Consider the following 25,040-nt stretch of genomic DNA (forward strand, 5'->3'; position numbering starts at 1 on the left):
GGGACCCGACGGTCCCCCTCCGGCGCTCAGGCGGCGAAGCCGGCCACGCCGGCGATCATCGTGGGCGCGAGCAGGCCGGCGAGCACGCCGCCGACGATCGGGCCCACGATCGGGATCCACGAGTAGCCCCAGTCGCTCGAGCCCTTGCCCTTGATGGGGAGCACCGCGTGGGCGATGCGCGGACCGAGGTCGCGCGCCGGGTTGATCGCGTAGCCGGTGGGGCCACCGAGCGACGCGCCGATGCCGACGACGAGGAGCGCGACCGGGAGCGCGCCGAGCGACGCGAGGCCGGCCGGCACCGACGCATCCGCGTCGCCGTTCTGCGCCCCGAACGCGATGACGACGAACACGAGCACGAAGGTGCCGATGATCTCGGTGATGAGGTTCCAGCCGGTCGAGCGCAGCGCAGGGCCGGTCGAGAAGGTGCCGAGCTTGGCGCCCGGGTCCTCCTCGACGTCGAAGTGCTGCTTGTAGGCGAGCCAGCACAGCACCGCGCCGAGGAACGCGCCGAGGAACTGCGCGCCGAGGTAGATCGGCAGCAGCGCCCAGTCGTAGTCGGCGCCGGTCGCGAGGTCCTGCGCGAGCAGGCCGAGCGTGACGGCGGGGTTGATGTGGGCGCCGGAGTAGATCGACACGATGACGCCCGCGAAGACCGCGAGACCCCAGCCGAAGTTGATCATGAGGAAGCCGCCGCCGAAGCCCTTCGTGCCCTTGAGCACGACGTTCGCGACGACCCCGCAGCCGAGCAGCACGAGCATCGCCGTGCCGACGAGCTCAGAGAGGAATACCAGGCCGGGGTTCAGATCCACAGGTCCCTGCTTTCTCTTCCACGGGCGTCCTTGCCCGTACCGCTCCCTCGAGCGGTGGCCACACTCTAACCGCGCACCGCCCGATCTTGCGAAACCGGTTGCGATTTCCTCAGATCCATCGCGGGATCAGCATCCTGGGCGTACGGTGTGAGCCACCGACACCCCGAGGGAGAGGACCGACGTCGTGAAGAAGCTCATCAACGATCCCGGCAAGACGGTCGACGAGGGGCTCGCGGGCTTCGCCGCGGCGCACCCCGACCTCGTGCGCCTCATCGTCGACCCGCCGTTCGCGGTCGTGCGCGCCGATGCGCCGCTCAACGGCAAGGTCGGCCTCGTCTCGGGCGGCGGCTCGGGCCACGAGCCGCTGCACGCCGGCTTCGTCGGCCACGGGATGCTCGACGCCGCCGTGCCGGGCGCGATGTTCACCTCGCCGACGCCCGACCCGATCCTCGAGGCGACGCGGCACGTGAACGCCGGCGCCGGAGTGCTCCACATCGTGAAGAACTACACGGGCGACGTGCTCAACTTCGAGACCGCCGCGGAGCTCGCGCTCGCGGAGGGCATCGAGGTGCAGTCGGTCATCGTCGACGACGACGTCGCGGTGAAGGACTCGCTCTACACTGCCGGGCGCCGCGGCGTCGCCGGCACGATGCTCGTCGAGAAGCTCGCGGGCGCCGCGGCCGAGCGCGGCGACAGCCTCGATCAGGTCGCCGAGGTCGCGCGCACCGTCAACAGCCGGGTGCGCTCGATGGGCATGGCGCTCGCGCCGTGCACGGTGCCGCACGCGGGCGAGCCGAGCTTCGAGCTCGGGGAGGACGAGGTCGAGATCGGCATCGGCATCCACGGCGAGCCCGGGCGGGAGCGCATCGCGCTCGAGCCCGCCGATCGCATCGTCGACCGACTCATCGAGCCGATCCTCGAGGACCTGCCGTTCCAGCAGGGCGATCGCGTCGTGCTGCTCGTCAACGGCATGGGCGGCACCCCGCAGTCCGAGCTCTACATCGTGTTCCGCCGCGCGGCCGAGGTGCTCGCCGACCGCGGCATCGTGCTCGCCCGCTCGCTCGTCGGCTCGTACGTCACGAGCCTCGAGATGCAGGGCGTCTCGATCACGCTCCTGCAGGTCGACGACGACCTGCTCGAGCTCTACGACGCCCCGGTGCAGACGGCGGCGCTCCGGTGGGGCCGGTGACGCTCGACGGCGCGTGGACGCGGCGCTGGGTCGAGGCGGTCGCGGCCGAGGTCTCGCGCCGCAAGGCCGAGCTCACCGCGCTCGACCGCGCGATCGGCGACGCCGACCACGGCGAGAACCTCGACCGCGGCTTCCAGGCGGTGCTCGGCAAGCTCGACGCGCTCGACGACGGCGCGACGCCCGCCGCTGTGCTCCGGCTCGTCGCGACGACGCTCATCTCGACCGTCGGCGGCGCGGCGGGGCCGCTCTACGGCACGGCGTTCCTCAAGGCGTCGATGGCGGCTGGCGATCGCGACGAGCTCGACGCGCCCGCGCTCGTCGAGGTGCTCACGGCGGCGCGCGACGGCATCGTCGCGCGCGGCAAGGCGGAGTCGGGCGACAAGACGATGGTGGATGCGTGGACGCCGGCGGTCGAGGCGGCGTCTGCGGCCGGCGACGACGTGCGCGCGGCGCTCGCCGCTGCGGCGGCGGCCGCTGCCGAGGGCGCGGTCGCGACGGAGCCGCTCGTCGCCCACAAGGGCCGGGCCTCCTACCTCGGCGAGCGGGCCGTGGGCCACCGCGACCCGGGCGCGGAGTCGACCGCGCTCATCCTCGCCGCGGCGGCGGAGACGACGTGACCGTCGGGCTCGCGATCGTCTCGCACTCGGTTCGCATCGCCGAGGGTGTCGTCGAGCTCGCGGCCCAGATGGCGCCGAGCGTCGCGATCGTCGCGGCCGGCGGCACCGACGACGGCGGCCTCGGCACGAGCTTCGACCGCGTGCAGGCCGCGATCGCCGAGGCCGACTCGGGCGACGGCGTCGTCGTGCTGTGCGACCTCGGCTCGGCGGTGCTGACCGCCCAGACCGCCCTCGACTTCGCCGAGGCGCCCGAGCGCATCCGCATCGCCGACGCGCCCCTCGTCGAGGGCGCGGTCGCCGCCGCCGTCGCCGCCGAGGGCGGCGCGGGCCTCGAGCAGGTCGTGGCGGCCGCCGAGTCGGGGCCGCAGGGGGCGGCGCGACCGGAGCCGACCGCCGGCGGGGGCGCGGTCGTCGAGCCGGAGGACGGCGCGGCGGTGCTCGAGCTCGAGCTCGAGAACGAGCACGGGCTGCACGCGAGGCCCGCGGCGCTGCTCGTGCGCGCCGCGAGCGGCTTCGAGGCGGAGGTGACGGTGAACGGCGTCGACGCCTCGAGCCTGCTGCTCGTGCTCGCGCTCGGCCTCGACCGCGGTGCGACCGCGCGCTTCGAGGCGACGGGACCGCAGGCCGACGAGGCGATCGCGGCGATCCGCGAGCTCGCCGAGAGCGGGTTCGGCGAGGGCTAGCGGCTACGCGCGGTGCGCGGCGAACTCGTCGAGCGCCGCGCGCGCGACGACGAACGAGCACTGCGGCCGGATGCGCTTGCCCTCGGCGATCGTCGCGCGGAGCGCCTCGTCGACGAGCCGGGAGCCGATGCCGCGCCCGCCGAAGGACGGGTCGACCTCGGTGTGCGGGAAGGCGCGCACGTCGTCGGCGTCGCGGTAGTCGGCGATGCCGGCGAGCGCGCCGTCGACGCGCGCCTCGAAGCGCTGCGCCGCGGGGTTGTCGACGATCTCGATCTGCTCGCTCATGCCCGCGAGCCTAGCCACGCGCGCTGTGAGCCCCGTGGGCGGGAGCGTGCGGCATGCTGGAGCCATGCAGCTCGATCCGCGACGCATCCTGATCTTCCGCACCGTCGCGCGCGAGGGGTCCGTCTCCGGCGGCGCCAGGGTGCTCGGGTGGACGCAGCCTGCCGTGAGCCAGCACATCCGGCTGCTCGAGGAGGAGGTCGGCCAAGCGCTGCTCCTGCGCTCCTCGACCGGCGTGACGCTCACCGAGGCGGGGGAGCGGCTGCTGCGCCACGCCGACGGCATCGCCGGGCTGCTCGGCTCGGCCGAGGCCGAGCTCGCGTCGCTCGCCGAGGGCGCCGGGAGCGTTACGATCGCGGCGTTCCCCTCCGCGCTCGCCGACTTCGTGCCGCGCTCGATCGCGGCAGCGCGGCTCGCCGTGCCGGGGCTCACCGCGCGCGTCATCGAGCTCGAGCCGCCCGAGGCGATCGACGCGGTGCTCGCAGGCGACGCCGACGTCGCGGTCGCCTTCGAGTACGACGAGCTCCACGACGACGTGCAGCTCGCGCGCATCGAGCTCGGGCCCGATCCCTCGCGCATCGTGCTGCCCGCGTCGCACGAGCTCGCGAGCGGCGCCCCGGTCGACATCGCGTCGCTCGCCGGCGCCGAGTGGGTCGGCGGGTGCGAGCGGTGCCGCTCCCACCTCGAGGCGCTCGCGACCGAGGCGGGCTTCGCCCCGCGCATCCACTTCGAGACCGACGACTTCGTCGCCGCGCAGTCGTTCGTCGCCGCCACGGGCTCCGTCACCCTGCTGCCCGACATGGCGCTGCGCGTGCTCACTCGCGACGACGTGGTCGTCGCGCCGCTCTCGGACGGCTCGGGCCGCACGGTGTCGCTGCGGCACCGGCACGGCGCCGAGCGGGTGCCGGCGGTGCTGACGGTGCTCGAGGCGATGCAGCGGCTCTGGGCCGAGGGCCGCTGAGGGTCAGGCGCGCTCGGGCGCCGCGATCGCCCGGCCGAGGCCGAGCCGCTGCTGCAGGCTCACGGCGAGCAGGGCCTGGCCGAGCACGTACATGACGAGCACCGCGAAGGCGCGGAGCGCATCCGGGATCTCGATGAGGAAGAGGCCGATGCCGAGCACGAGCACGCTCGAGAGCAGCAGCAGGCCGCCGAGCAGGCCCGCGGTGTCGATCGCCGCGAAGGCGGCGACGGCGGCGATGAGGAGCGCGTAGAGCAGCACCGGGACCGCGAGCGGGCCGGCGCCGAGCGCGATGACGCCGCCGGAGATCGCGCCGACGAGGCCGTAGCCGATCGCCGCCCAGCCCCACGCGAGCGAGCGCCGGCGCGAGGGCCACAGGGCCGCGAGGAAGGCGACGGCGGCGAGCAGGAACATGCCGAGCAGCACGACCGTCTCACCGGTGACGGAGCCGAGCCCGTCGCCGAGCCAGCACAGCAGCACGGCCGCGACGTGGCAGGCGCCGGGAGCGCTCCGCCACGCGCCGAGCACGAGCAGCGCGACCGCGATCGGCGGCGCGAGCAGCCACATGGTCAGGTCGCGAGCGAGCGTCAGCAGCGCCGGCTCGCCGACCTCGAGGTCGAGCAGCAGCGCCGCCACGAGGTTGATCGCGAGCGCCGTGCCGGAGACCGCGAACCCCGCGCGGAGGGCTCGGGGCAGCTGCGGCATGCCAGCCATGCAACCACGGGCCTCGCGCTCGGCCGCGCCCGCGGGCGCGTGTCGGGGACTCGGCTAGCATCGACTCGTCAGGCGCCCCGGCGCCGGTCACGACAAAGGCGACCACGCGCTCCGCGCGCGACACACATGGATCCTCGACTCGAGGCTCCGTGCGTGCCGCGAGAGCCTCCGGACCCCCTGGAGTGCACCGTGCCCGACACCGCCCCCTCGACCGCCGACCGCGCCGCGACCGCGGTGACCACCGTCTCCGCCGCCATCGCCGCCGAGCTCGAGCGCCACGCATCCGTCGTGTTCGCGCTCATGGGCAACGGCAACGCCTGGTTCCTCGACGCCGTCGTGCGCCGCGGCGCGATGGCCGTCACGACCGTGCGCCACGAGGCGGCGACCGTGGCCGCGGCCGACGCGCACCACCGGGCGAGCGGCGCGCTCGCGATCGCGACGACGACCTACGGCCCCGGCTACACGAACGCCATCACGCCGCTCGCCGAGGCGGCGATCGCGCGCGTGCCGCTCGTGCTCGTCGTGGGCGACCAGCCGACGGCCGGCCCGCGGCCGTGGGACATCGACCAGCGCGCGGTCGCGACCGCGGTCGGCGCGCCGACGATCGTCGCGACGCGCGCCGACGCCGCCGGTGCCGCCCGCCGGGCGGTCGAGACCGCGCTCGTCGAGCGGTGCCCGGTCGTGCTCGCCATCCCGTACGACATCGCGCACCTCGAGGTCGAGGAGGCAGCGCTCGAGCCCGCCGCCGATGCCGTGGCCGAGCCCTTCCTCTCGATCGACGCCGAGCAGCTCGCGGGCGTCGCCGAGCAGCTGCTCGAGGCGCGGCGGCCGCTCGTGCTCGCGGGCCGCGGCGCCCACCTCGCCGGCGCAGCCGAGCCGCTGCGCGCCCTCGCCGCGGCGCTCGGCGCCCGCACCGCCTCGAGCGTGCTCGGCAGCGGCATCTTCGCCGACGACCATCGGCACCTCGGCATCTCGGGCGGCTTCGCGTCCGAGCGAGCGGCCGCGGCGATCGAGCGCGCCGACGTCGTGCTCGTGGTGGGAGCGAGCCTCAACCAGTTCCAGACGCGCTTCGGCGACGCCTTCGCGCCCGACGCGCGCATCGTGCAGGTCGACGTGCTCGAGGGCGCGACGAACCCGCGCGTCGACGAGCACGTGCGCGGCGACGCGCGGCTCGTCGCCGACGCGCTCGTCGCGCTCGTCGGCACGGAGGGCGCGGATGCGCACGGCGACGCGGGCTGGACGGAGGCCGGCTTCGGCGACGTCACGGGCGCGCAGCGGGACCGGGAGCCCGGCGACGCGATCGCATCCGACGGCCGGCTCGACCCGCGCAGCCTCTTCCACGCGCTCGAGCGCATCCTGCCCGAGGACCGCGTGATCGTCTCGGACGGCGGCCACTTCATCGGCTGGGCGCCCACCCACCTCTCGGTCGCCGACCCCGAGCGGCTGCTGCTCGTCGGCACCGCGTTCCAGACGATCGGCCTCGGCTTCCCGAGCGCGGTCGGCGCGGGCGTCGCGCGGCCCGAGTCGACGATCGTGCTCGTCTCGGGCGACGGCGGCGCGCTCATGGGGATCGCCGACCTCGACTCGGTCGTGCGCTCGGTGCGCCACGGCGTGATCGTGCTCGTGAACGACGCCGCCTACGGCGCCGAGATCCACCAGTACGCGGTGCGCGGCGTCGCCGAGGAGCCCATGCTCATCGAGCAGGTCGACTTCGCCGCGGTCGCGCGCGGCTTCGGCGCCGAGGGCGCGGTCATCGAGTCGCTCGACGACCTCCGCCACCTCGAGGCGTGGCTCGCGAGCGGTGCCGACGGCGTCTTCCTCGCCGACTGCCGCGTGAGCCGGGAGGTCGTCGCGCCCTACATGCTCGAGGTCGTCGAGGCCGCGAAGCGCGCGTCGCGCGGCTGACGTCAGCGCTCGTCGAGCTCGAGCAGCCGGCGGAAGAGCGCGAGCACCTCGTCGGGCAGCAGCGGCTCGGCGACGGTGACGTCGCAGCGCGTCTCGATCGTCACGCGCCACAGCGGCGCGTCGGGCAGCACTCGCCCGTCGAGCTCGGCGAGCACGCCCGAGGCGACGAGCGTGTCGAGCCGCTCGCGGTCGTCGCCCGGGATGATCTCGAGCTCGAGCGTCGCCGCGCGCGTGCGGCCGAGCATGCCGCCCGTGCGGGCGACGCGCACGGCGTCCTCGACGGGGGCGTCCGGCTCCGCGTCGCCCGTCACGCCGACCGCGCGCCACGCCGAGCGCACCGCCTCGGTCTCGCGCGCATCCGCACCGAACCTCGCCTCGGCGGCCGCTTCCGTCGCGCGCGCGAAGGCGGCGAAGTCGGCCTCGCGGTCGAGGCCGCCCGTGAGGGCGTCGAACCAGATCTGCCCCGGCGCCTCCCACGCCGGTCCGCCGATCGTCGTCGCGACGAGGTGGAAGGCGCGGTTGGGGATGCCGGAGTTGATGTGCACCCCGCCGAGGTCGTCGCGCGTGACGACGAAGTCGCGCATGTGGCCCGGCTGCGGGTCCTCGCCGAGCACGGGGTCGTCGAAGGCCGTGCCGGGCGCCGCCATCGAGCGCAGCGCGACGCCCTGCACGCGGTCGGTGAAGACGCCCGCGCCGATGAGCCAATCGGCCTCCTCGGCGTCCTGGCCGAGCGAGTGCTGCTTGACGAGCGAGCCGAGCACGTCGGCGATCGACTCGTTGAGCGCCCCCGGCTGGTCGCGGTAGACGAGGTCGGCGGTCGCCGCGATGACGCCGTGCCCGAGCTCGTGCCCGATGACGTCGATCGCGCCGGTGAAGCCCGCGAACACCTCGCCGTCGCCGTCGCCGAAGACCATGCGCTCGCCGTCCCAGAACGCGTTGTCGTAGCGCTCGCCGTAGTGCACGGTCGCGCGCAGCGGCATGCCGCGCCCGTCGAGCGAGTCGCGGCCGAAGGCCTCGAGCAGCAAGCGCCACGACGCCCCGAGGCCGTCGTAGGCTTCGTCGGCGGCCGCGTCGCCCGTCGGCGGCGCGCCCTCCGTACGCACCTCGTCGCCCGGCAGCGTCGTCGTGCCGCGCGCGTCGCTGATGATGCGGTCGGGGGAGGGCTCGCCTGGGACGCGCGCCGGCGCGGGAGCGCCGAGCCCCCGCCGCCGGGGACCGACGGCGCGCTCGACGCGCACCTCGCGGTCGACGCCGAGCGTCTGCGCGGCGACGCGCGCCGCGGGGAGGTCGGCCGCCGCGAGGCGCTCGAGCAGGTAGGGCGGCACGATGCCGCGCCGGCCAGCGAGCTGCGACGGCGAGCGCGCCCCGAGCGCCTCGTGGAGCCCCGGCGCGATGAGGCCCGCCCACAGCGCGTAGCCCGCCCCGGAGGGATGGAAGCCGTCGGATGCGTGCCACTGCGGCTCGAGGATCGCGGGCGTGGGGAGGTGCACGACGTCGGGCGCCGCGGCGGCGAGGCGCTGCAGCGCGTCGTCGAGGCTGCGCGCGTGCCCGCCGAGCAGTGAGCGGATCGGCTGCGGGAGCCACGCGAAGGTGTCGATCTGCGGGGCGCCGGCGACGCCGATGAGCCCGCCGGGCCGGAGGTGGCGGCGGAGCCCCTCGAGGAGCGTGCGCACGGTCGCGGTGAAGGCGCGACGGCTCGCGAGCTGGAGCGCGTCGTTCGCGCCGACGAGCACGAGGATGACGTCCCACGGCTCGTGCGCCTGCCGGTCGAGCACGGCGAGGTGCCGCTCGAGCACCGCGGCGGAGGTCGAGCCCTCCTGCCCCTCGATGCGCCACTCGACGCTGCGGTCGGCGAGCGCCGCGAGCTGCTCGGCGAGCCGCACGGCGAGCGCGTCCTCGAGCCGGTCGGCGCCGACGCCGGTCGCGGTCGAGTCGCCGACGAGCAGCAGCCGCAGCGGCTCGCCGCCGCGCGCCTCGCCGACCGTGCCCCAGCGCCGGCCCTGCGGCTCCGGCAGCCACACGAGCGCCGACTGCAGCTGCTTGGCCTGCCGCAGCAGCAGCGGCGCGAGCGCGAAGGTCGCCGGCCGCGCGAGCCGGTGGATGCCGCGCTCGGCGCGGCGGACCGTCGTCGCGCCGAGCGCGCCGACCCGCTCCGCGAAGCCCCGTCCGTCGATTCCCATGGCGCCCCCTCGATCGCGGCGATGCTACTCCGGGCCGCTGACCGCCCGCCCGCCGACCGCCTCGCGCCCGCCTAGCGGCCAAAGCGCATCCGCACCGCCACCTCGTCGCCGAGCCCGACGCCCTCGGCCCGCTGCACGGCGACCTTGAGCGGCAGCAGGTAGCGGCCCTCGCGCGGGAAGAGCGAGGTCGTGAACGTCGTGCCGCCGACCGTGGCCTCGACCGGGATCGCGCCCCAGCCGTAGGTGAGCTCGCGCGCGCTGTCGTGGATGAGCTCCGACTCGTCGGGCGGGACGGGCACGAAGACGAAGGGCGCCGGACCGCGCCACTCGATCGCGGTCGCCGAGAACTCGAGCTCCATGCGGGCACGCTAGCGCCGCACGCCGACGCGGGGGAGGGCCGAGCCCGGCCGGTAGCCTGGACCCCATGCCCAGAAGCGCCGCCGTCTCCATCGCCGCCGTCGTCGGGGCCCTCGTGCTCATCGTCGGCGTCGCCCTGCTCGTCGTGCGGCCGTGGGAGTCGCCGACCGCCGCGTCCGCGCCCGCGCCCGGCTCGAGCGCCGCATCCGCCGAGCTCGTCGACGACTCGACCCACCTGCTCTCGGACGCGGGCGAGGGCGCGCCGGTCGTGGTCGAGTTCTTCGACTACGAGTGCCCCGCGTGCGGGCAGTTCGCGCCGATCGTCGACGACCTCGTCGAGCGCCACGGCGACGAGGTGACGTTCGCGGTGCGCTACTTCCCGCTCCCGAGCCACCCGAACGCGATCCCAGCGGCCGTCGCCGCCGAGGCGGCCGCGCAGCAGGGCGCGTTCGCCGAGATGCACGCGCTGCTGTTCGAGCGCCAGTCGGAGTGGGCGGGCGCCGACGGCGCTGAGGCGACGTTCCGCGGCTACGCGGAGGAGCTCGGACTCGACCTCGAGGCGTTCGACGAGGCGGTCGCGGCCGACGCGACGCTCGACCGCGTCGCGCTCGACGCGAACGCCGGCATCGCGCTCGGCGTGCCGTCGACGCCCACCTTCTACGTCGACGGCGAGCAGCTGCAGCTGCGCGACTACGGCGACCTCGAGGCCGCGATCGAGGCGGCGCTCGCCGAGTAGCCCGCCCGCGGCTCAGGCGGGCCGCAGCCGCAGGGTGTGCGCGTGCCCCACGACCGTCGCGACGATCGGCGGCTCGAAGCGCGCGTACTTGCGCCGGTACTCGTCGTCGATCGCGCGCTGGTCGAGGCCCGAGCCGTCGTCGATCTCGACGTCCTGCTCCACGTCGCCGCAGCGGATGCGGCCCGCGCCGCGCTCGAGCGCCCGGCGGTACCAGCCGTTCTGCGCGCCGTAGGCGGAGCGCACGACCACCTCGCCGCCGATCGCGACCGCCCAGATCGTGATCGCGGGGCTCAGGCTGCCGTCGGCGCGCCGGGAGGAGAGGTGCAGCTCCTCGGTCATGCCGATCGCGGCGAGGTCCTCCGGGTCCCACGGCGCGCTCATGCCGCCATCCTCGCGCAGTGGCAGGATGAGCGCCATGCTCGAGCGGCGAGGCGCAGCGGCGGTCGCGGGCCTCGTCGCGCTGGTCGCGGTCGCGGGCTGCGCGGGCACGCCGGGGCCGGCGCCGAGCCCGGTGCCGGCGGCCGACGCGAGCGTCGTGCTCGAGGTCGTGCAGCTGCGCGGCGACGTCGCGAGCGGCCACATCGAGCTGCGCGTGACGAACGAGGGGGAGGCCGCGCTCGAGGTCGCGCGCGCCGTCTACGAGTCGAGCCGGTGGAGCGCGCCGATGGAGCGCGCCGAGAGCGACGCGGTGCCGCCCGGCGCCTCGCGCAACCTGCGGCTGCAGCTGCCCGAGCCGACGTGCGACGAGGGGCCGCTCGAGCACCGCGCGATGCTCGAGCTCGCCGACGGCCGGGCGGTCGAGGGCGCGCCCGGCGACCCGCTCGGCCAGCTCGAGTCGATCGACGACGCCGCGTGCGCGCTGCGCGCGTTCGAGCGCGAGGTCGCGAGCGTGCGCTGGCTCGATCCGGTGATCCCGGCGGATGGGTCGGGCCCGGCGACCGTGCGGCTCGAGCTCGACCCCGTGGCGGGGGAGGGCGCCGCGGGCGGCACCGTCGTCGAGGTCGGCCCGACGGTCCTGCTCGCGCCCGTCGACGCATCCGGGAACCGCATCGAGTCGCTCCCCGTCGGCATCGCGCTCGAGCCGGGCGGCGGGGCGTCGGTCGTCGAGGTGCCCCTCACGCCCGGGCGCTGCGACGCGCACGCGATCGCGGAGGACAAGCAGGGCACGATCTTCCGCGTCCGGGTGAGCATCGGCGGCGCGCCGGCCGAGCTGCTGCTGCCGAGCCCCGACGCGCAGCGCGACGCGCTGCTCGCGTGGGTCGTCGCGCGCTGCGCGCAGCCCTGACGCCGCCGCGCGTCAGCGGGGCGCGCGGCGCAGGTCGATGCGCGAGGTGCCGATCTCGTCGCCCGCCTTCCAGTCGGCCCAGCCCGGCTGATCGGCCATGAACGCCTCGATCTCGTCCTTCGACGCCTCGAGCCGCGGGTCGTGCCGCAAGTAGTGGCGCGTCTCGCGCGCGACGAGCCCCGAGAGGATGAGCAGGCCGATGAGGTTGGGCAGCGCCATGAGGCCGTTCGCGATGTCGGAGAAGGTCCACACGAGCGAGAGCTCGGTCGTGCAGCCGACGAAGACGACGAGCGAGAACAGCACGCGGAAGGGCATGACGAGCCGGCGGCCGAAGAGCCGCTCGACGTTGCGCTCGCCGTAGTACGACCAGCCGAGGATCGTCGAGTAGGCGAACATCACGAGCCCGATCGTCACGACCCAGTGGCCCCAGTCGCCCGGGAGGCCGGTCGAGAACGCCTCGCCGGTCATGAGCGCGGCGCTGATCTGCTCGCCCGCCTCGTCGACGTCGTCCCACACGCCGGTCACGACGATCGTGAGCCCCGTGATGCTCACGACGATGAGCGTGTCGATGAAGGTCTGCGTCATCGAGACGAGGCCCTGCCGCACGGGGTGCGTCGTGCGGGCCGCGGCGGCGGCGATCGCGGCCGAGCCGAGGCCCGACTCGTTCGAGAACAGGCCGCGCGCGACGCCCATCTGCACCGCGATGATGAGCGCCGAGCCCGCGAAGCCGCCGATCGCGGCCGTGCCGGTGAACGCATCCGTGAACACCTGCGCGAGCGCGGCGGGCAGCGCCGTGACGTTCGCGCCGAGGATCCAGAGGCCGCCGAGCACGTAGAAGACGATCATGACCGGCACGAAGCCGGCCGTGACGCGGCCGATCGACTTGATGCCGCCGACGAGCACGACGAGCGTGAGCGCCGCGAGCACGATGCCCGTCGCCCACGTCGGGACGCCCCAGCTGAACTCGACGTTCGAGGCGATCGAGTTGCCCTGCGTCATGTTGCCGATGCCGAAGCACGCGACGACGGTGAAGATCGCGAACGAGACGGCGAGCACGCGGCCGAGCGGGCCGGGGATGCCGCGCCGCAGGTAGTGCTGCGGGCCGCCCGACTTCTCGCCCGCCTCGTCGGTCGTGCGGAAGCGCACCGCGAGGTAGGCCTCGGTGTACTTCGAGGCCATGCCGACGAGGCCCGTGACCCACATCCAGAAGAGGGCGCCGGGGCCGCCGATGCCGATCGCGGTCGCGACGCCGACGATGTTGCCGGTGCCGACGGTCGCGGCGAGCGCGGTCGTGAGCGCCTGGAACTGCGAGATGTCGCCCTCGGCGCCGTCGTCCTTGCGGCGCAGGAGCCCGAGGCGCAGGCCCGCGCCGAGCTTGAGGAACTGCAGCCCGCCGAGCCGGATCGTCAGGTAGAGGCCGGTGCCGACGAGCAGCGGGATGAGCAGGAACGGCCCCCAGATGATGCCGCTCAGGCTGTCGAGGACGGCTTGCAGCGGCGTCAGGTCCATCGTCGGTCGGTCTCCTCGCGGGTCTCGTCGTGCGTAGGGTGCAAACCTACCTCCGCGCGCGACGTGCCCCGCGCATCCGTCAGCGCGTCGGGGTCGGCCGCACGGTGAGCGTCTGCGACGCGTGGCCGACGTGCCCGCGCTCGTCGTGCAGCGCGGTGTGCGTCTCGCCCTGACCGGTCGGGCCGAAGGCGACGCGCGTGTCGAAGCCGACCCACGGGCCCTCCGGCTCGCGGTGGAGGTGGATCGTCAGGTCGAGGTTGGGGAACATCCACGCGTCGGGCCGCTCGCGCACCGCGATGCCGTTCGCGCCGTCGACGAGCCCGATCCAGCGCGCGAGGGCGCTCGCCTCCTCGCCCTCGACGAGCGGATGCGTCGTGCGCTTCCACGCGCGGTTGCGGCCGGGCGCGCCGTCGCCCGCGACGCGCAGCTCGACCGAGCGCACGTAGCCGCCGCCCCACTCGGCCGCGAACGCCGACGGGCGCATCGCCTCGGGCGCGGGGAGCGGCTCGGCCTCGCCGCCCGCGACCGCGCGCGTGTCGACCTCGACGCTGTGCCACGCGCGGGCGATCGCGACGTCGCGACCGGCGATGGATGCGGTGGCCTCGGTGAGCTCGATCGTGCGGCCCGGGCGGCGGGTCTCGACCCGCACCGCGACGTCCTCGAGCGCGAGGAAGCCCAGGATGTCGAAGGCGATGCGGCCGAGCCGCAGCGACGCGGCCCCGACGTCGGCGCGGTGGCGCTCGACCGCGTGGGTGAGGAGGCCCGCGAGCGGCGCGAAGTGGATCTCGCCCTCCTGCCACGCGCCGACCGCGTGCTCGGTGGGTCGGTAGTGGCCGTCGCCGAGCGCGACGAAGTAGGCATCGCTGGGCTGCATGCCTCCGACGCTAGCCGCTACGCGCCCTGCGGCGGGTGCAGCAGCAGGTCGGCGAGGTCGTCGAGGTAGCGCTCGAGCGGCACGGGCGCGTCAGCGCCCCAGCGCACGAGCGCCTCGCCGTCCTCGACGAAGAGCGGTCCGGGGCCCCCGATGAGCGACTCGTCGATCGGGATGCGGCGGACGCCGTGGTTCACCGTCTCGCCCATCGGGAAGCGGCCCTGGAGCGCGGCCGCGCGGTAGGCGCGGCGCTGCTCGACGGAGGCGGAGTGGAACTGCGGGCGGCCGGGCTCGGCCACGCGCGTCGAGATGCCGGTCTGCCACGCCGAGCCGTCGCGCTCGACGAGCAGCGCGCCGAGCCGCCACGCGCGGCCGAGCGAGCGCATCGTGGGCCGCCGCGGGATGCCGAGCAGCGGCTTCGGCTCGACGTGCTCCGCGAGCGCCTCGTCTCGAGCGCCGGCCTCGGCGAGCCGCTCGGCCATCGCGCCCAGCAGCGCGCGAGCGCGCTCCACGGCGGCGAGGTCGGCATCGGTCGGCACGCGGGCATCGTATGCGCTCTCGTCTGGCACGATGGAGCGCATGACCGCCGAGAGCGCCCGGGTGCCCGCCGCCGCCCCCGACCGAGACGCCGCCGCGGCGATGTGGGCCGCCTACGCCGAGGCGCACCCCGAGGCGGTCGCGGGCACGCCCGATCACACCGTGGAGGGCTTCGGCGACTCGGCCGAGCTCGCCGACGCGCTCCTCGCGCTCGTGCTCGAGGGCGGCAAGCGCGCGACCTCCGAGCTCGTCGCTGAGTTCGTCGCGGCGGGGGAGCAGCTGCCGCGCGTCGGCTCCCACTGGATCGCGTGCGACGGTGCCGGCCGGCCGCGCGCGATCCTGCGGAGCGTCGAGCTGCGCATCGGGCCGTTCGGCAGCGCCGACGCCGCCTTCGCGGCCGACGAGGGTGAGGACGACCGCTCGCTCGAGTCGTGGCAGCGCGAGCACCGCCGATACTGGACGCGCACCGCCGCCGCGCGCGGCGCGACGTGGTCGGAGGACGACGAGATCGTCTTCGAGCGCTTCGCGGTCGTCTGGCCGCCGGAGCTCGCCGACGCCACCCCGTTGGTCGAGCAGCCGGCGCAGCGCGCGCACCACCCGTTGGTCGAGTAGCCGGCGCAGCCGGCGCATCGAGACCAGCGATCACCTCGATGCGGCCCTCCGGGCCTCCTCGATGAGCAGGGGCGGGCTCAGAGGCGCACGACGCCGGACTCGCCCATGTCGGGCTGCTCGTCGCTCACGATGCCCTTCACGAGCTGCACCGCGACGGCGACCGCGCCGGGGGAGTCCCAGTACTCGGCGCTCGACGCCGTGATCTCGAGCAGGCCGTTGTCGGGGTCCTCCGGCTTCCCGCTCATGAACGCATCCGCCGACGCATCCCACAGCTGGCGCAGCTTCTCGCGGTCGTCGACGAAGCGCGCCGTGCCGGCGAGCGACACCCAGCCGCCCTTGCCCGCGTAGTGCACGTTGACGCGCGGGTCGGCGGCGATCGCGGCGACCTTCTCGGTCGAGCGTTCGGTCAGGAACCAGACCGTGTGCGGGTGCTCGAAGTCCTGCGTGCCCATCGGCACGGAGACGAGGTCGCCCTGCTGCGAGACGTACGCGAGCGACGCGACCTTCGTCGAGCGCATGATGTCGGTGATGGTCTTGAGCTGATCGGTGTGATCGGTCATGCCCTCACGCTCGCATCGGGCCCTGGACGCGGCCTGGACTCAGGCTGAGTGGCCTAGGGTCGCGGCATGATCACGTTCGAGGACCGCATCCCGACCGCGGCGGAGCAGCGCGCGGTCGCCGAGGCGGTCGGCTGGCTCGACCACTTCGACTGGGCGACGATCGACCGCTCGCTCGAGCGCTCGCTCCACGGCGTCGTCGTGCGCGACGGCGACCGCCCGGTCGGCGTCGGCCGGCTCGTCGGCGACGGCGTGCGCTACTGGTACGTGCAGGACGTCATGGTCGACCCGGATGCGTCGGAGCAGGGCATCGGCACGCGGATCGTCGAGCGGCTGCTCGACCACGTGCGCGCCGAGGCGCCGGCCGAGGCGGTCGTCGGCCTGTTCTCGAGCCCCGAGGCGGTGTCGGTCTACGAGGAGCTCGGCTTCGCCGCCGCGACGGGCGACCCGCTCGGGATGACGCTCGACCTGCCCGGCCCGGACGCCGCGTGAGGCGCCGGCGCGCGCACCGCGTCGACGTCGGCGACCTCGCGTTCCGGCTGACGGCGGATGCGTGGGCACCCGACCGGACGCTGCCGACGGTCGTGCTCGTGCACGGCATCGGCGTCTCGCGGCGCTACTTCGCGCGGCTGCACGGCGTGCTCGCCGCTCGTGCGCGCGTCGTGTCGGTCGACCTGCCCGGCTTCGGCGGGATGCCGAAGCCCGATCGCGACGTCGACGTGCCGACGATGGCCCGAGCGCTCGGCGAGGCGCTCGACTCGCTCGGCACCGGCCCGATCGTGCTCGTCGGCCACTCGATGGGCGCGCAGTGGGTCGTCGAGCTCGCGCTGCAGCGGCCCGAGCTCGTCTCGCTCGTCGTGGCGATCGGCCCCGTCGCCGATCACCGGCACCGCACGCCGACCGCGCAGGCGAGGGCGCTGCTCGTCGACGGGCTCCGCGAGCCGCCGAGCGGCAACGCCGTCATCCTGAGCGACTACGTGCGCGCGGGGCCCGCGTGGTACCTCGTGCAGCTGCGGCACATGATCGGCTACCCGCTCGAGCGGGCGGTCGAGCGGCTCGAGGTGCCGCTGCTCGTCGTGCGAGGCGAGCGCGACCCGATCGCGGGGCTGCGCTGGAGCCGCGAGCTGCGCGATCGCGCGCCGCGAGCCCGGCTCGTGCACGTGCCCGGGCATCCGCATGCCGTGCAGCACACCGCGCCTCGAGCGGTCGCGTCGGCGATCCTGGCGCACACGGCCTGACGCGCGCCCGGGCGTCCGCTCCGCTCCTCGCGACCTCGCGGACGGGCGCGGCGCTACGGCCGGATGCCGTTGCCGTTGCCGTTGCCGCTGTTGCCGTTCCCGTTCCCGTTGCCGCTGTTGCCGTTGCCGGGGTTGCCGTTGCCGGCGTTCCCATTGCCATTGCCATTGCCGTTGCCGTTGCCGTTGCCGTTGCCGTTGCCGTTGCCGGGGCCATCGTCCACGGGCGTCACGACGACCGCCGGCTCCGGCTCCACGACCGGCTCCTGGGCAGGCTCCGCGACCTGCTCGGGCTCGGTGAGCGCGGGCTCGGCGACGCCGGGATCGGGCACGAGCCCGGGGAGGTCGGCGAGCTCGATCTCGACAGGGGACTTCGCCGTCGAGCTCGGCTGCTGCGAGAGCACCGGGATCGCCACGAGCGCTCCGGCGGCCACGAGGCCCGCGGCGAGCACGAGCCCGCGCTTGCGCCTGCGTCGTCGCGGCGGGGCCACCGCGGTGCGGGCGGTCGTCACGGCCGCCTCCGCGGTCAAGCGCTGCGTCGCATCGGCAGCTGCGGCGCTCGAGGCGGCGGTCGCCCCGGCTGCGATCGCGCCCGACGCGCCGAGCGCGGCAGCCGCGGCAGCGGTCGTCGCTGCCGTCGCGTCGGCGCTCGCCTCCGGCGCGGAGAGCCGCTCGAGCACGGCCGCCGCGCTCGGCCGCTGCGCCGGGTCTCGCGTCGTCATCGCGGTCAGCAGCGACTTCCAGCGGTAGCCGAGCTCGCCGGGGATCTCGGGGTCGCGCGCGAGGCGCGCGCTGAGCGACTCGACGAGCGAGCCGGGGTACTCGCGCCGACCGGTGAGCGCCTCGAGCAGCACGAGGCCGAGGGAGTAGATGTCGGAGGCGGCGTCGACGCGCGTGCCGGTCGCCTGCTCGGGGCTCAGGTACGCCGCGGTGCCGAGCACGGTGCCCGTCGCCGTGAGCCGCTCGCCGCCGACGAGCGCGGCGATGCCGAAGTCGGCGAGCTTCGCGTCGAACGCCCCGCGGTGCAGCGGAGCGGGGGAGAGGAGCACGTTCGCGGGCTTGACGTCGCGGTGCACGATGCCGTGCGCGTGCACGACCGCGAGCGCCTCTGCGAGGTCGCGCGCGAGCCGCTCGACGTCGGCCGGCGGCAGCGGCCCCTCGTCGAGCCGCTGCGCGAGGCTCGGCCCCTCGACGAGCTCCATCACGAGGAACGAGACAGGCAGCCCGTCGACGAGCGCCTTGCCCGCATCGAAGAGCGTCACGAGCGAGCGGTGGTGCAGCGAGGCGAGCAGCTCGATCTCGGCCCGTTCGCGGCGCTCGGCCGCGTCGTCGCCGACCGGGCGCACGACGGCCTTGACCGCGACCGTCCGCCCAAGCAGCTCGTCGGTCGCTCGGTGCACGGCCGCGGTGCCGCCCGAGCCCAGCATCGGCCCGATGCGGTAGCGCTCGGCGAGCAGCCGCCCCGGCGCGAGCGGATCGGCTCCTGTCGCGATCATCGCGTCCCCCTGTCCGCGAGGGACGCTACGCGGGCAACCCGAGCATCCCCTCCACGTCAGCGCGGCGTCTCGACGAGCCGCACATCGCGCAGCTGCCCGTCGTCGGCCGTCGCGGTCATGACGGTGCCGACCGGCTGGCGGCGCCGGTCGGTCGGGGAGCCCGGGTTGAGCAGCCGCACGCCTCCGGGCGTGACCGAGTCCCACGGGATGTGCGAGTGGCCGAAGACGAGCACGTCGCACGGCTCGGCGGAACCCGGTCCGAAGCGCTCGTCGCAGCGGCGCTCGCGCCCGGCGGCCGCCCCGGTCTCGTGCATGACCGCGATGCGGACGCCGTCGAGCTCCACGCGCGCCTCGCCGCCGAGCCGCGCCCACAGCGCCGGCCCGTCGTTGTTGCCCGCGACGCCGATCAGCCGCCGGGCGCGCGACTCGAGCTCGTCGAGGAACGACTCCGCGACCCAGTCGCCCGCGTGGACGACCGCATCCGCCTCGTCGACGAGCCGCCACACCTGCTCCTGCAGCGCCTTCGCGCGCTTCGGCAGGTGCGTGTCGCTGAGGAGCAGCAGGCGGGTCGTCACCGCGCCATCCTCGCGCACCGCCCCGCGGGAAGCGCTCAGGTGACCTCGATCTCGGCGCGCATCGTGCCGGCGTGCGGGTCGCACACGATCTCGTAGGTGCCGGGCTCGAGCGTCACCTCGACGGTCGACTCGTCGGAGCCCGCGACCTCGGTCGCGACGTCGACGCCGGGTCCGCGCAAGCGGAAGTTGTGCATGCTCGAGCCGTCGGCGAACGTGAGCGCGTAGGTGCCGGCCGGGAGCGACTCGACCGGGGCTCCGGATGCGTCGAGCAGCGCGATCGCGTAGGCCTCGGGGTCGTCGTCGGTGCCGACGACGCCGGTGAGCGGCGTCGCCTCCGCGGGCGCCCCGCTCCCGGGCGATGGCTCCGCCCCCGGCGCGGGCGTCGAGGCGGCAGGCGCTTCAGTGGCCGGGCCCTCCGCGCCGGGGCTCTGCGCGCCGGCGCTCTCGGCCGTCGGCTCGGCAGAGCCGCCCGCGCACCCGGCGAGCGCGAGCGCGACCGCGCTCGTGAGCGCGACGACGACGTTCCGGGGGTGACGCATCCGATCTCCGTCCTCGACCACGGGTCTCTCGCGAGGAGTCTCGCACCGCCGACGTCCGGCGGGAAGTGCCCGATCAGTCGTCGTGGCGCGGGGTGACCTGCGCGTCGTCCCAGCCGAGCTGCGGGGTCTCGCACGTGTCGCGGAAGACGATCTGCGACGGCAGGCGGCGCTCGGAGCTCGTCCAGTCGATGCGGGGGCGGCGGCGCTCCTCGGGCACGTAGCCGAGCCGGTAGACGGCCATGAGCTCGAGGTCGTCGGGCACGCGGAAGAGCTCGACGAGCTGCTCCCACTGCCCGGGCACCTCCATCGGGAACGAGACGAACTGGATGCCCATGCCGAGCTCGACGGTCGTGAGCCAGAGGTTCTCCATCGCGGCGCCCATGCTGAAGAGCGAGTAGAAGGAGGAGAGCTCGCCCGGCCGGTGCTCGGCGCGGTCGAGCATGACCGCGAGCATGAGCGGAGACCCGGCGACGAGCTTGCGGTTCTCCTCGCCGAGGGTCTGCGGCACGCGCATGGCGTTCATGAGCCGCTGGCCCCCGGCGGTGAAGACCTGGCTCGTGAAGGGCCGCAGCGGCGCGGGCAGCTTGTCGAAGAGCATGCCGTCGCGGCGCTCGTCCATCTCGCGCTGCGAGAAGCGGAAGTAGCGCTTGTAGCGCTCGAAGAACGTGCCGTTCGACATCGCCTCGGTCATGCTCGCGCCGCTGATCGCCGCGACCTTCTCGATCGTCGCGCGGTCCTCCGTGATGACGAACCGCCACGGCTGGCTGTTGAGCTGCGAGGGCGCGCGGCCGGCCATCTCGATCAGGAGGCGCTGGTGCTCCTCCTTGACGGGGTCGGGCAGGAACGCGCCGTTCGTCGTGCGGCGGCGGCGGATGGCGTCGATGAGCTCCACGATGCTCCTATCGGGGTCGGCGGACGATGGCGGCGATGAGCCACGGGGCGGCGGTGAGGGCGACGAGCGGATGCTTGCGCGAGCGCGTCGAGACGCGGGGGAGCGCGGCGAGCGGCACGAGCGCCGCGGCCGCGAGCGCGGCGCGCGTGCCGTCGTGCTCGCGTGCGAGGCTCACGGCGACCGTCGCGGAGGTGAGCGTGACGGCGGCGATGTAGCCGACGTGATGGACCCAGCGATTGCGCTCGTTGCGCCAGAGCCCCGTCGCGAGGCCGACGCCGAGCATCGCCGTGGAGCCGTAGACGGCGCTGGCGGCGGTCGCGAGCGAGCGGGCGGCGCTCACGCGGCGCGCTCCCGCTCGAGCCGGCGGAGGCGCAGCCGCGCCCAGTCCTGCGCGCGCCGGCCGTCGCCGCTCGCGAGCGCCCGACCCGCGATCGCGAGCACGACGCGCGTGAGCGTCACGACGGGCAAGGGGGAGCGGCGCACGCCGAGCAGCTGCCGGTAGCGGCGGGGAAGCGTCGCGACGGCGCCCGCGAACAGCAGCCGGTAGCCGATGCCCGCGACGCCCCGGACGGGCGGGCGGCGCAGGAAGGCGACGACCTCGCGCACGCGCTCGTCGCTGCGGAGCTCGCCGCGCTCGAGGTAGCCGTCGATGCGGCGGCGCAGCTCGGCGGCCGTGCTCGGCGGATCGTCGACGCGCATGAGCCGCCCGGCGGTCGCCCACTCGGCCACGTACGCATCGGGGCCGCCCGGGATCCGGCCGCCGTCAGGCATCCGCTCGCCCCAGGTCTCCTGGCACGTGAGGAACGCGTCGGCGAAGGCGAGGTGCACCCAGTCGGCGAGCCCCGGGTCGGCGGCGCTGTAGGAGCGCGCGGCGCCGCGGCCGTCGACGTAGGCGCCCTGCACGCGGGCGTGGAAGCGGCCGACGCGCGCCGTCTCGCGCTCGGCCTGCGCCGTCGAGCCGTAGGTGAGGCAGACGACCCAGCGGACGGTGCCCGCGAGCCGGCCGAGCGGATCCTGGCGGTAGGTCGAGTGCTCGTGCACGCCGGCCATCGCGCCGGGGTGGAGCGCCTGCAGCAGCAGGGCGCGGATGCCGGCGACGAGCGTCGCCATGCTGCCGTGCACCGTCCAGGCGGCGCCGTCCTCGGCGAAGTGGCCCGCGTCGTCGCCCTCGGCGAGCTCGCGGATCCAGGCGGGGGAGCCCTCGGGGTCGCCGGCGAGCGCTTCGAGCAGTCGCGCGCGCAGCCTCATCGCCATGGCGTCAGCATGCCAGCCGACGCTGTGGAAGCCGCGAGGCCGAGGGTCAGTCGGCGCGGCCGAGCGCCGTCATGACGAACGCCCCCGCGATGCCGACGAACGCGAGCGCCGTCACGAGGCTCGAGGCGATGATGAAGAGGTTCATCGGGTCGTCGAGCGGGATGCCCGCGTCGTGGGCGGCGGCGGAGGCGGCGACGAGGAGCTGCATGCCGCCATCGTAGCCGTGGCGACCTGGACTGCGGCCCGCGGCGGCCAGCGGGGGCGGCTCTCGCGAGATGTAGACTGTTGATCTACAATTGCCGCATGAAGACCGTCTCGGTCCGGGAGCTCCGCCAGAATCCCGCGCAGATGCTGCGCGACGTCGAGGCGGGGGAGAGCTACACGATCACGTCGTACAACCGACCGATCGCCCGGGTGGAGCCGGTCGCGTCGTCGACCCAGGTCATCCCGCCGAAGCGCACCGGTCGCCCGGCGCTCGAGTCCTTGCCGCGCCACGAGCTGCGGACAGCCGCATCGATCGACGAGCTGCTGGACGACCTGCGGGGGGAGTGATGGCGACGTTCTACGTCGACGCCTCCATCGCCGGTCGAGCGATGCTGCGGCACTCGACGAGGGCGGTTGCCTGGTTCGTGGACGCGGCGGAGTCGGACGAGCTCGTGTCGTCCCGGCTGCTCAAGACGGAGCTCACGCGCCTCGCGCGCCGCGAGGGCATCCCGTTCGCCGAGCGCGACGAGGTGCTCGACTTCGTCGGCGTGATCCCGATGGATCACGCTGTGCTGATCGAGGCGGAGGCGATCGTGCCGCACGTGCGCACCCTCGACGCGATCCACCTCGGCACCGCTCTGCGATCCGGCATCGAAGACCTCGTGGTCGTCTCGCATGACGCCCGGATGCTCGACGTCGCCGCCGAGCTCGGCCTCGCGACGCTCGATCCCTGTGCAGGCGAGTGAGTCGAACCGGCGACCGGGACGATGGCGGAGGGGAGGCGGGAGCGGTGCAGTGCTTCCTCGACTGGATATCGGGGATATCAACCCAGGTCGTGAACCTGAGCACAGAGTCGCCTTGAGCAGTCCGCACCGGTCGTCATGCGCTACCGCCGCGGCCTTATGGCCACGAAGGGCTCACAGGTATCGGCATACGTCCTTGGACTGGCATTCGGAGGGGTTGGCTTGTGCGGCGTCGTCTCGGAGGTGGGCGACGTTGGTGCGGAGCGCTTGTAGGTCGGCGATCTGCTGGTCGAGGGCAGTGAGGCGGATGTCGAGGAGCTCCTTGACGTGGTGGCACGGGGCGGTCCCGGCATCTCGAATATCGAGCACCTCGCGGACCTGAGCGAGTGTGAGTCCGGTGGCGCGCCCTCGCCGGATGAAATCCAGCCTGGCGATGGCATCCTGGTCGTAGTCGCGGTATCCGCTGACGGTCCGTTCGGGGGGCGGCAGCAGTCCGCTGTCCTCGTAGAACCGCAGGGTCTTGGTGGTCGTGCCAGTGGCCTCGGCGAGTTCACCGATTCGCATGGCGGTCTCCGCTCTCGGTACTTGACCTTCTACTGCACTGGAAGGTCCATGGTGGGTGATGGATGGGCGAATACCAAACCGGAGGAGCTTGAGATGAGCGCGGAGTACGACGTTGACCTGGCCGTAATCGGGTCGGGAGGAGCCGCGATGGCAGCAGGTATCGCGGCCCGCAAGGCGGGCGCCGAGGTCGTACTGATCGAGCGCGGCGCTCTGGGCGGGACCTGTGTCAACGTCGGCTGTATTCCGTCCAAGACCCTGCTGGCCGCTGCCGGGACACGGCACAGTGCGCTAACCAACCCGTTCGACGGCGTTCCCACCTCCGCGGACGGCGTGGACCTGGACGCCTTGGTGGCGCAGAAAGCTGAGTTGATCGACCGACTCAAGCAGCACAAGTACACCGAGGTCGCTGACGCGTGGGGGTTCCCGCTGATCTCAGGTGAGGCTCGCTTCGCCGACAAGGACACGGTGGAGGTCGACGGGAAGCCGCTGCGGGCACGGTCCTACGTGATCGCGACCGGTTCGCAGCCCACGGTGCGCGGCATCGACGGGATCGAGGATGTGGAGTACTTGACGTCGACGACTGCGATGGAACTGACCGAGGTGCCCGAGTCGCTGGTGATCATCGGTGGCGGCTATGTCGGGATGGAGCAGGCCCAGCTGTTCGCGCACCTCGGCGCTCGCGTGACTGTGATCGGGCGCCTGGCGTCGCGCGCAGAGCCGGAGTTGCGCGAGGTCATGGCCGGTGTGTTCGCCGATGACGGTATCGCCGTGATCGCCGAACACGCGACCGGTGTCGAGACCGCCGAGGAAGGCGGCGTCAGAGTGATCACCGCGTCCGGGAACCAGGTGACTGCGGAGCGACTGTTGGTGGCGACCGGCAGGCACTCCGACACCATCGCGTTGGATCTCGCGGCAGCGGGCGTCGACACCGACGCCCGGGGCTTCGTCGTGATCGACGAACACCAGGCCACGTCCAACCCGCGGGTGTATGCAGCGGGCGACGTTGCGGGCACTCCGCAGTATGTGTACGTCGCCGCCGCCTCTGGACGGGTCGCTGCCGTCAACGCACTCGGCGACGGTGGGGCAAAGCGTGAGACGGTGGACTACACCGGCCTGCCGGCGGTGATGTTCACCCGCCCACAGTTGGCCTCGGCAGGGCTCACTGAGAAAGAAGCGCTTGAGCAAGGCCACCCGTGTGCCTGCCGCACTTTGGCGTTGGAGGACGTGCCGAGAGCACTGGTGAACCGCGACACTCGCGGCGCGCTGAAACTGGTCGCCGACGCACGCACCGGCAAGGTCCTAGGCGTCCACGCGGTCGCTGACGGAGCGGGCGAGATCATGCTCGCCGCCACTTACGCGATCAAGGCCGAGATGACCGTCGACGACCTCGCCGACACCTGGGCTCCCTACTTGACCATGGCCGAGAGCCTGCGGATCGCCGCCGGGCTGTTCCGCAACGAACTACCCACCTCCTGCTGTGCCTGACCCGACCCGGGCCGCACCGGCCGGGCCGTAGGACGCCGGGTTGGTGCATTGTCTGCATCACCTATGAGCGGTGAGCGCTCGTTAAGAGTTCACCACGCACGGAAAACGCCCGGTCAGGCGCGAGTTTCCGCCAGGGCGCGTCGTGGGCGTGAAGTGATACCAACGTGCGAGTGGGGGTACTGCCCACCTTGACTGGATATCGGGGATATCGACTCACGTCGTGAGCTGCCGCGCTCGGACTCGGCCGAGCGC

31 protein-coding genes are annotated in these 25,040 nt (G+C 74.2%); 13 read left to right on the plus strand and 18 right to left on the minus strand.

Annotated elements, in window-relative coordinates; genetic code table 11:
* Positions 1 to 26: 26 nt before the first annotated feature.
* Positions 27 to 758, minus strand: coding sequence for an MIP/aquaporin family protein (locus tag JQT67_RS00445; RefSeq protein ID WP_374222113.1), 732 nt, complete (start codon positions 756 to 758; stop codon positions 27 to 29).
* Positions 759 to 993: 235 nt separating this feature from the next.
* On the opposite strand from JQT67_RS00445, the gene dhaK reads away from it, so the two are divergent.
* The 3 genes from dhaK to dhaM are packed head-to-tail and all read left to right on the plus strand — an operon-like array spanning position 994 to position 3,298.
* Complete coding sequence (gene dhaK, locus JQT67_RS00450; RefSeq protein ID WP_021009374.1) at positions 994 to 1,998, plus strand: dihydroxyacetone kinase subunit DhaK; 1,005 nt, start codon at positions 994 to 996, stop codon at positions 1,996 to 1,998.
* Complete coding sequence (gene dhaL / locus JQT67_RS00455) at positions 1,995 to 2,615, plus strand: dihydroxyacetone kinase subunit DhaL (protein WP_021064836.1); 621 nt, start codon at positions 1,995 to 1,997, stop codon at positions 2,613 to 2,615. The genes dhaK and dhaL overlap by 4 nt, the downstream gene beginning before the upstream one ends.
* Positions 2,612 to 3,298, plus strand: a complete 687-nt coding sequence (gene dhaM, locus JQT67_RS00460; RefSeq protein ID WP_208063057.1) for a dihydroxyacetone kinase phosphoryl donor subunit DhaM — start codon at positions 2,612 to 2,614, stop codon at positions 3,296 to 3,298. The genes dhaL and dhaM overlap by 4 nt, the downstream gene beginning before the upstream one ends.
* 3 nt (positions 3,299 to 3,301) lie before the next feature.
* Here the strand turns inward: dhaM and JQT67_RS00465 are convergent, their stop codons facing one another.
* Positions 3,302 to 3,583, minus strand: coding sequence for a GNAT family N-acetyltransferase (locus tag JQT67_RS00465; protein WP_021064837.1), 282 nt, complete (start codon positions 3,581 to 3,583; stop codon positions 3,302 to 3,304).
* Positions 3,584 to 3,647: 64 nt separating this feature from the next.
* Here JQT67_RS00465 and JQT67_RS00470 point away from each other — a divergent pair, with 64 nt between their 5' ends.
* Positions 3,648 to 4,541, plus strand: coding sequence for a LysR family transcriptional regulator (locus JQT67_RS00470; RefSeq protein ID WP_021009378.1), 894 nt, complete (start codon positions 3,648 to 3,650; stop codon positions 4,539 to 4,541).
* 3 nt (positions 4,542 to 4,544) lie between these two features.
* Here the strand turns inward: JQT67_RS00470 and JQT67_RS00475 are convergent, their stop codons facing one another.
* Complete coding sequence (locus tag JQT67_RS00475; RefSeq protein ID WP_208063058.1) at positions 4,545 to 5,243, minus strand: lysoplasmalogenase family protein; 699 nt, start codon at positions 5,241 to 5,243, stop codon at positions 4,545 to 4,547.
* Positions 5,244 to 5,441: 198 nt separating this feature from the next.
* Here JQT67_RS00475 and JQT67_RS00480 point away from each other — a divergent pair, with 198 nt between their 5' ends.
* Positions 5,442 to 7,157: a thiamine pyrophosphate-dependent enzyme gene (locus JQT67_RS00480; RefSeq protein ID WP_307864129.1), complete on the plus strand. Its 1,716-nt coding sequence runs from the start codon at positions 5,442 to 5,444 to the stop codon at positions 7,155 to 7,157.
* A gap of 2 nt (positions 7,158 to 7,159) precedes the next feature.
* On the opposite strand, the gene JQT67_RS00485 is transcribed toward JQT67_RS00480, so the two are convergent.
* Both JQT67_RS00485 and JQT67_RS00490 read right to left on the minus strand, forming a co-directional pair.
* Positions 7,160 to 9,337: a protealysin inhibitor emfourin gene (locus tag JQT67_RS00485; RefSeq protein WP_208063059.1), complete on the minus strand. Its 2,178-nt coding sequence runs from the start codon at positions 9,335 to 9,337 to the stop codon at positions 7,160 to 7,162.
* A 71-nt stretch (positions 9,338 to 9,408) separates the two neighbouring features.
* Entirely contained in the window at positions 9,409 to 9,696 is a 288-nt protein-coding gene (locus JQT67_RS00490) for a DUF1905 domain-containing protein (RefSeq protein WP_208063060.1), read from the minus strand.
* A gap of 65 nt (positions 9,697 to 9,761) precedes the next feature.
* Here JQT67_RS00490 and JQT67_RS00495 point away from each other — a divergent pair, with 65 nt between their 5' ends.
* Positions 9,762 to 10,430 (plus strand): thioredoxin domain-containing protein, encoded by a 669-nt coding sequence (locus JQT67_RS00495; protein WP_208063061.1) that lies wholly within the window; start codon positions 9,762 to 9,764, stop codon positions 10,428 to 10,430.
* A 12-nt stretch (positions 10,431 to 10,442) separates the two neighbouring features.
* Here JQT67_RS00495 and JQT67_RS00500 read toward each other — a convergent pair whose 3' ends face one another.
* Entirely contained in the window at positions 10,443 to 10,811 is a 369-nt protein-coding gene (locus JQT67_RS00500; RefSeq protein WP_031223179.1) for a DUF2255 family protein, read from the minus strand.
* Between the two features lie 34 nt (positions 10,812 to 10,845).
* On the opposite strand from JQT67_RS00500, the gene JQT67_RS00505 reads away from it, so the two are divergent.
* Entirely contained in the window at positions 10,846 to 11,715 is an 870-nt protein-coding gene (locus JQT67_RS00505) for a hypothetical protein (protein WP_021009385.1), read from the plus strand.
* Positions 11,716 to 11,727: 12 nt separating this feature from the next.
* Here JQT67_RS00505 and JQT67_RS00510 read toward each other — a convergent pair whose 3' ends face one another.
* The 3 genes from JQT67_RS00510 to JQT67_RS00520 form a co-directional block, all read right to left on the minus strand.
* Entirely contained in the window at positions 11,728 to 13,224 is a 1,497-nt protein-coding gene (locus JQT67_RS00510; RefSeq protein WP_021009386.1) for a sodium:alanine symporter family protein, read from the minus strand.
* A 79-nt stretch (positions 13,225 to 13,303) separates the two neighbouring features.
* Complete coding sequence (locus tag JQT67_RS00515) at positions 13,304 to 14,098, minus strand: thioesterase family protein (RefSeq protein ID WP_208063062.1); 795 nt, start codon at positions 14,096 to 14,098, stop codon at positions 13,304 to 13,306.
* Between the two features lie 17 nt (positions 14,099 to 14,115).
* Positions 14,116 to 14,634: a hypothetical protein gene (locus tag JQT67_RS00520; RefSeq protein WP_208063063.1), complete on the minus strand. Its 519-nt coding sequence runs from the start codon at positions 14,632 to 14,634 to the stop codon at positions 14,116 to 14,118.
* A 40-nt stretch (positions 14,635 to 14,674) separates the two neighbouring features.
* Here JQT67_RS00520 and JQT67_RS00525 point away from each other — a divergent pair, with 40 nt between their 5' ends.
* A complete protein-coding gene (locus JQT67_RS00525) occupies positions 14,675 to 15,244 on the plus strand; it encodes an ASCH domain-containing protein (RefSeq protein WP_243755485.1) in 570 nt (189 codons plus the stop codon).
* 77 nt (positions 15,245 to 15,321) lie between these two features.
* Here the strand turns inward: JQT67_RS00525 and JQT67_RS00530 are convergent, their stop codons facing one another.
* A complete protein-coding gene (locus JQT67_RS00530) occupies positions 15,322 to 15,804 on the minus strand; it encodes a pyridoxamine 5'-phosphate oxidase family protein (RefSeq protein ID WP_208063064.1) in 483 nt (160 codons plus the stop codon).
* 66 nt (positions 15,805 to 15,870) lie between these two features.
* Here JQT67_RS00530 and JQT67_RS00535 point away from each other — a divergent pair, with 66 nt between their 5' ends.
* Together JQT67_RS00535 and JQT67_RS00540 are read left to right on the plus strand one after the other, a co-directional pair.
* On the plus strand, positions 15,871 to 16,293 hold the full coding sequence (locus JQT67_RS00535) for a GNAT family N-acetyltransferase (RefSeq protein WP_021009391.1): 423 nt from the start codon (positions 15,871 to 15,873) through the stop codon (positions 16,291 to 16,293).
* Positions 16,290 to 17,039, plus strand: coding sequence for an alpha/beta fold hydrolase (locus JQT67_RS00540; protein WP_208063065.1), 750 nt, complete (start codon positions 16,290 to 16,292; stop codon positions 17,037 to 17,039). The genes JQT67_RS00535 and JQT67_RS00540 overlap by 4 nt, the downstream gene beginning before the upstream one ends.
* Before the next feature lie 53 nt (positions 17,040 to 17,092).
* Here JQT67_RS00540 and JQT67_RS00545 read toward each other — a convergent pair whose 3' ends face one another.
* From JQT67_RS00545 to JQT67_RS00575, 7 genes are all read right to left on the minus strand, one after another.
* On the minus strand, positions 17,093 to 18,532 hold the full coding sequence (locus JQT67_RS00545) for a serine/threonine-protein kinase (protein WP_208063066.1): 1,440 nt from the start codon (positions 18,530 to 18,532) through the stop codon (positions 17,093 to 17,095).
* Positions 18,533 to 18,588: 56 nt separating this feature from the next.
* On the minus strand, positions 18,589 to 19,107 hold the full coding sequence (locus tag JQT67_RS00550; protein WP_208063067.1) for a metallophosphoesterase: 519 nt from the start codon (positions 19,105 to 19,107) through the stop codon (positions 18,589 to 18,591).
* A gap of 35 nt (positions 19,108 to 19,142) precedes the next feature.
* The gene (locus JQT67_RS00555) at positions 19,143 to 19,646 is read right to left on the minus strand and encodes a hypothetical protein (RefSeq protein ID WP_208063068.1); all 504 of its coding nucleotides are present in this window, start codon (positions 19,644 to 19,646) and stop codon (positions 19,143 to 19,145) included.
* A 73-nt stretch (positions 19,647 to 19,719) separates the two neighbouring features.
* A complete protein-coding gene (locus JQT67_RS00560) occupies positions 19,720 to 20,538 on the minus strand; it encodes a nitroreductase family protein (protein ID WP_208063069.1) in 819 nt (272 codons plus the stop codon).
* 7 nt (positions 20,539 to 20,545) lie between these two features.
* Positions 20,546 to 20,878, minus strand: coding sequence for a hypothetical protein (locus JQT67_RS00565; RefSeq protein WP_208063436.1), 333 nt, complete (start codon positions 20,876 to 20,878; stop codon positions 20,546 to 20,548).
* Entirely contained in the window at positions 20,875 to 21,792 is a 918-nt protein-coding gene (locus JQT67_RS00570; RefSeq protein ID WP_208063070.1) for an oxygenase MpaB family protein, read from the minus strand. Before JQT67_RS00570 ends, JQT67_RS00565 begins: the two co-directional genes overlap by 4 nt.
* A 46-nt stretch (positions 21,793 to 21,838) precedes the next feature.
* Complete coding sequence (locus JQT67_RS00575) at positions 21,839 to 22,000, minus strand: hypothetical protein (RefSeq protein WP_021009399.1); 162 nt, start codon at positions 21,998 to 22,000, stop codon at positions 21,839 to 21,841.
* A 95-nt stretch (positions 22,001 to 22,095) separates the two neighbouring features.
* Here JQT67_RS00575 and JQT67_RS00580 point away from each other — a divergent pair, with 95 nt between their 5' ends.
* Positions 22,096 to 22,344, plus strand: coding sequence for a type II toxin-antitoxin system Phd/YefM family antitoxin (locus tag JQT67_RS00580; RefSeq protein WP_208063071.1), 249 nt, complete (start codon positions 22,096 to 22,098; stop codon positions 22,342 to 22,344).
* The gene (locus JQT67_RS00585) at positions 22,344 to 22,742 is read left to right on the plus strand and encodes a type II toxin-antitoxin system VapC family toxin (protein WP_243755486.1); all 399 of its coding nucleotides are present in this window, start codon (positions 22,344 to 22,346) and stop codon (positions 22,740 to 22,742) included. The genes JQT67_RS00580 and JQT67_RS00585 overlap by 1 nt, the downstream gene beginning before the upstream one ends.
* Positions 22,743 to 22,913: 171 nt before the next feature.
* On the opposite strand, the gene JQT67_RS00590 is transcribed toward JQT67_RS00585, so the two are convergent.
* The gene (locus JQT67_RS00590) at positions 22,914 to 23,303 is read right to left on the minus strand and encodes a heavy metal-responsive transcriptional regulator (protein WP_092919343.1); all 390 of its coding nucleotides are present in this window, start codon (positions 23,301 to 23,303) and stop codon (positions 22,914 to 22,916) included.
* 93 nt (positions 23,304 to 23,396) lie between these two features.
* Here JQT67_RS00590 and merA point away from each other — a divergent pair, with 93 nt between their 5' ends.
* Positions 23,397 to 24,788 (plus strand): mercury(II) reductase, encoded by a 1,392-nt coding sequence (gene merA, locus JQT67_RS00595; RefSeq protein WP_208063073.1) that lies wholly within the window; start codon positions 23,397 to 23,399, stop codon positions 24,786 to 24,788.
* Positions 24,789 to 25,040 lie beyond the last annotated feature (252 nt).

Origin of the sequence: Agrococcus sp. TF02-05 (genome assembly GCF_017565345.1) — a bacterium.
Classification (GTDB): domain Bacteria; phylum Actinomycetota; class Actinomycetes; order Actinomycetales; family Microbacteriaceae; genus Agrococcus; species Agrococcus pavilionensis.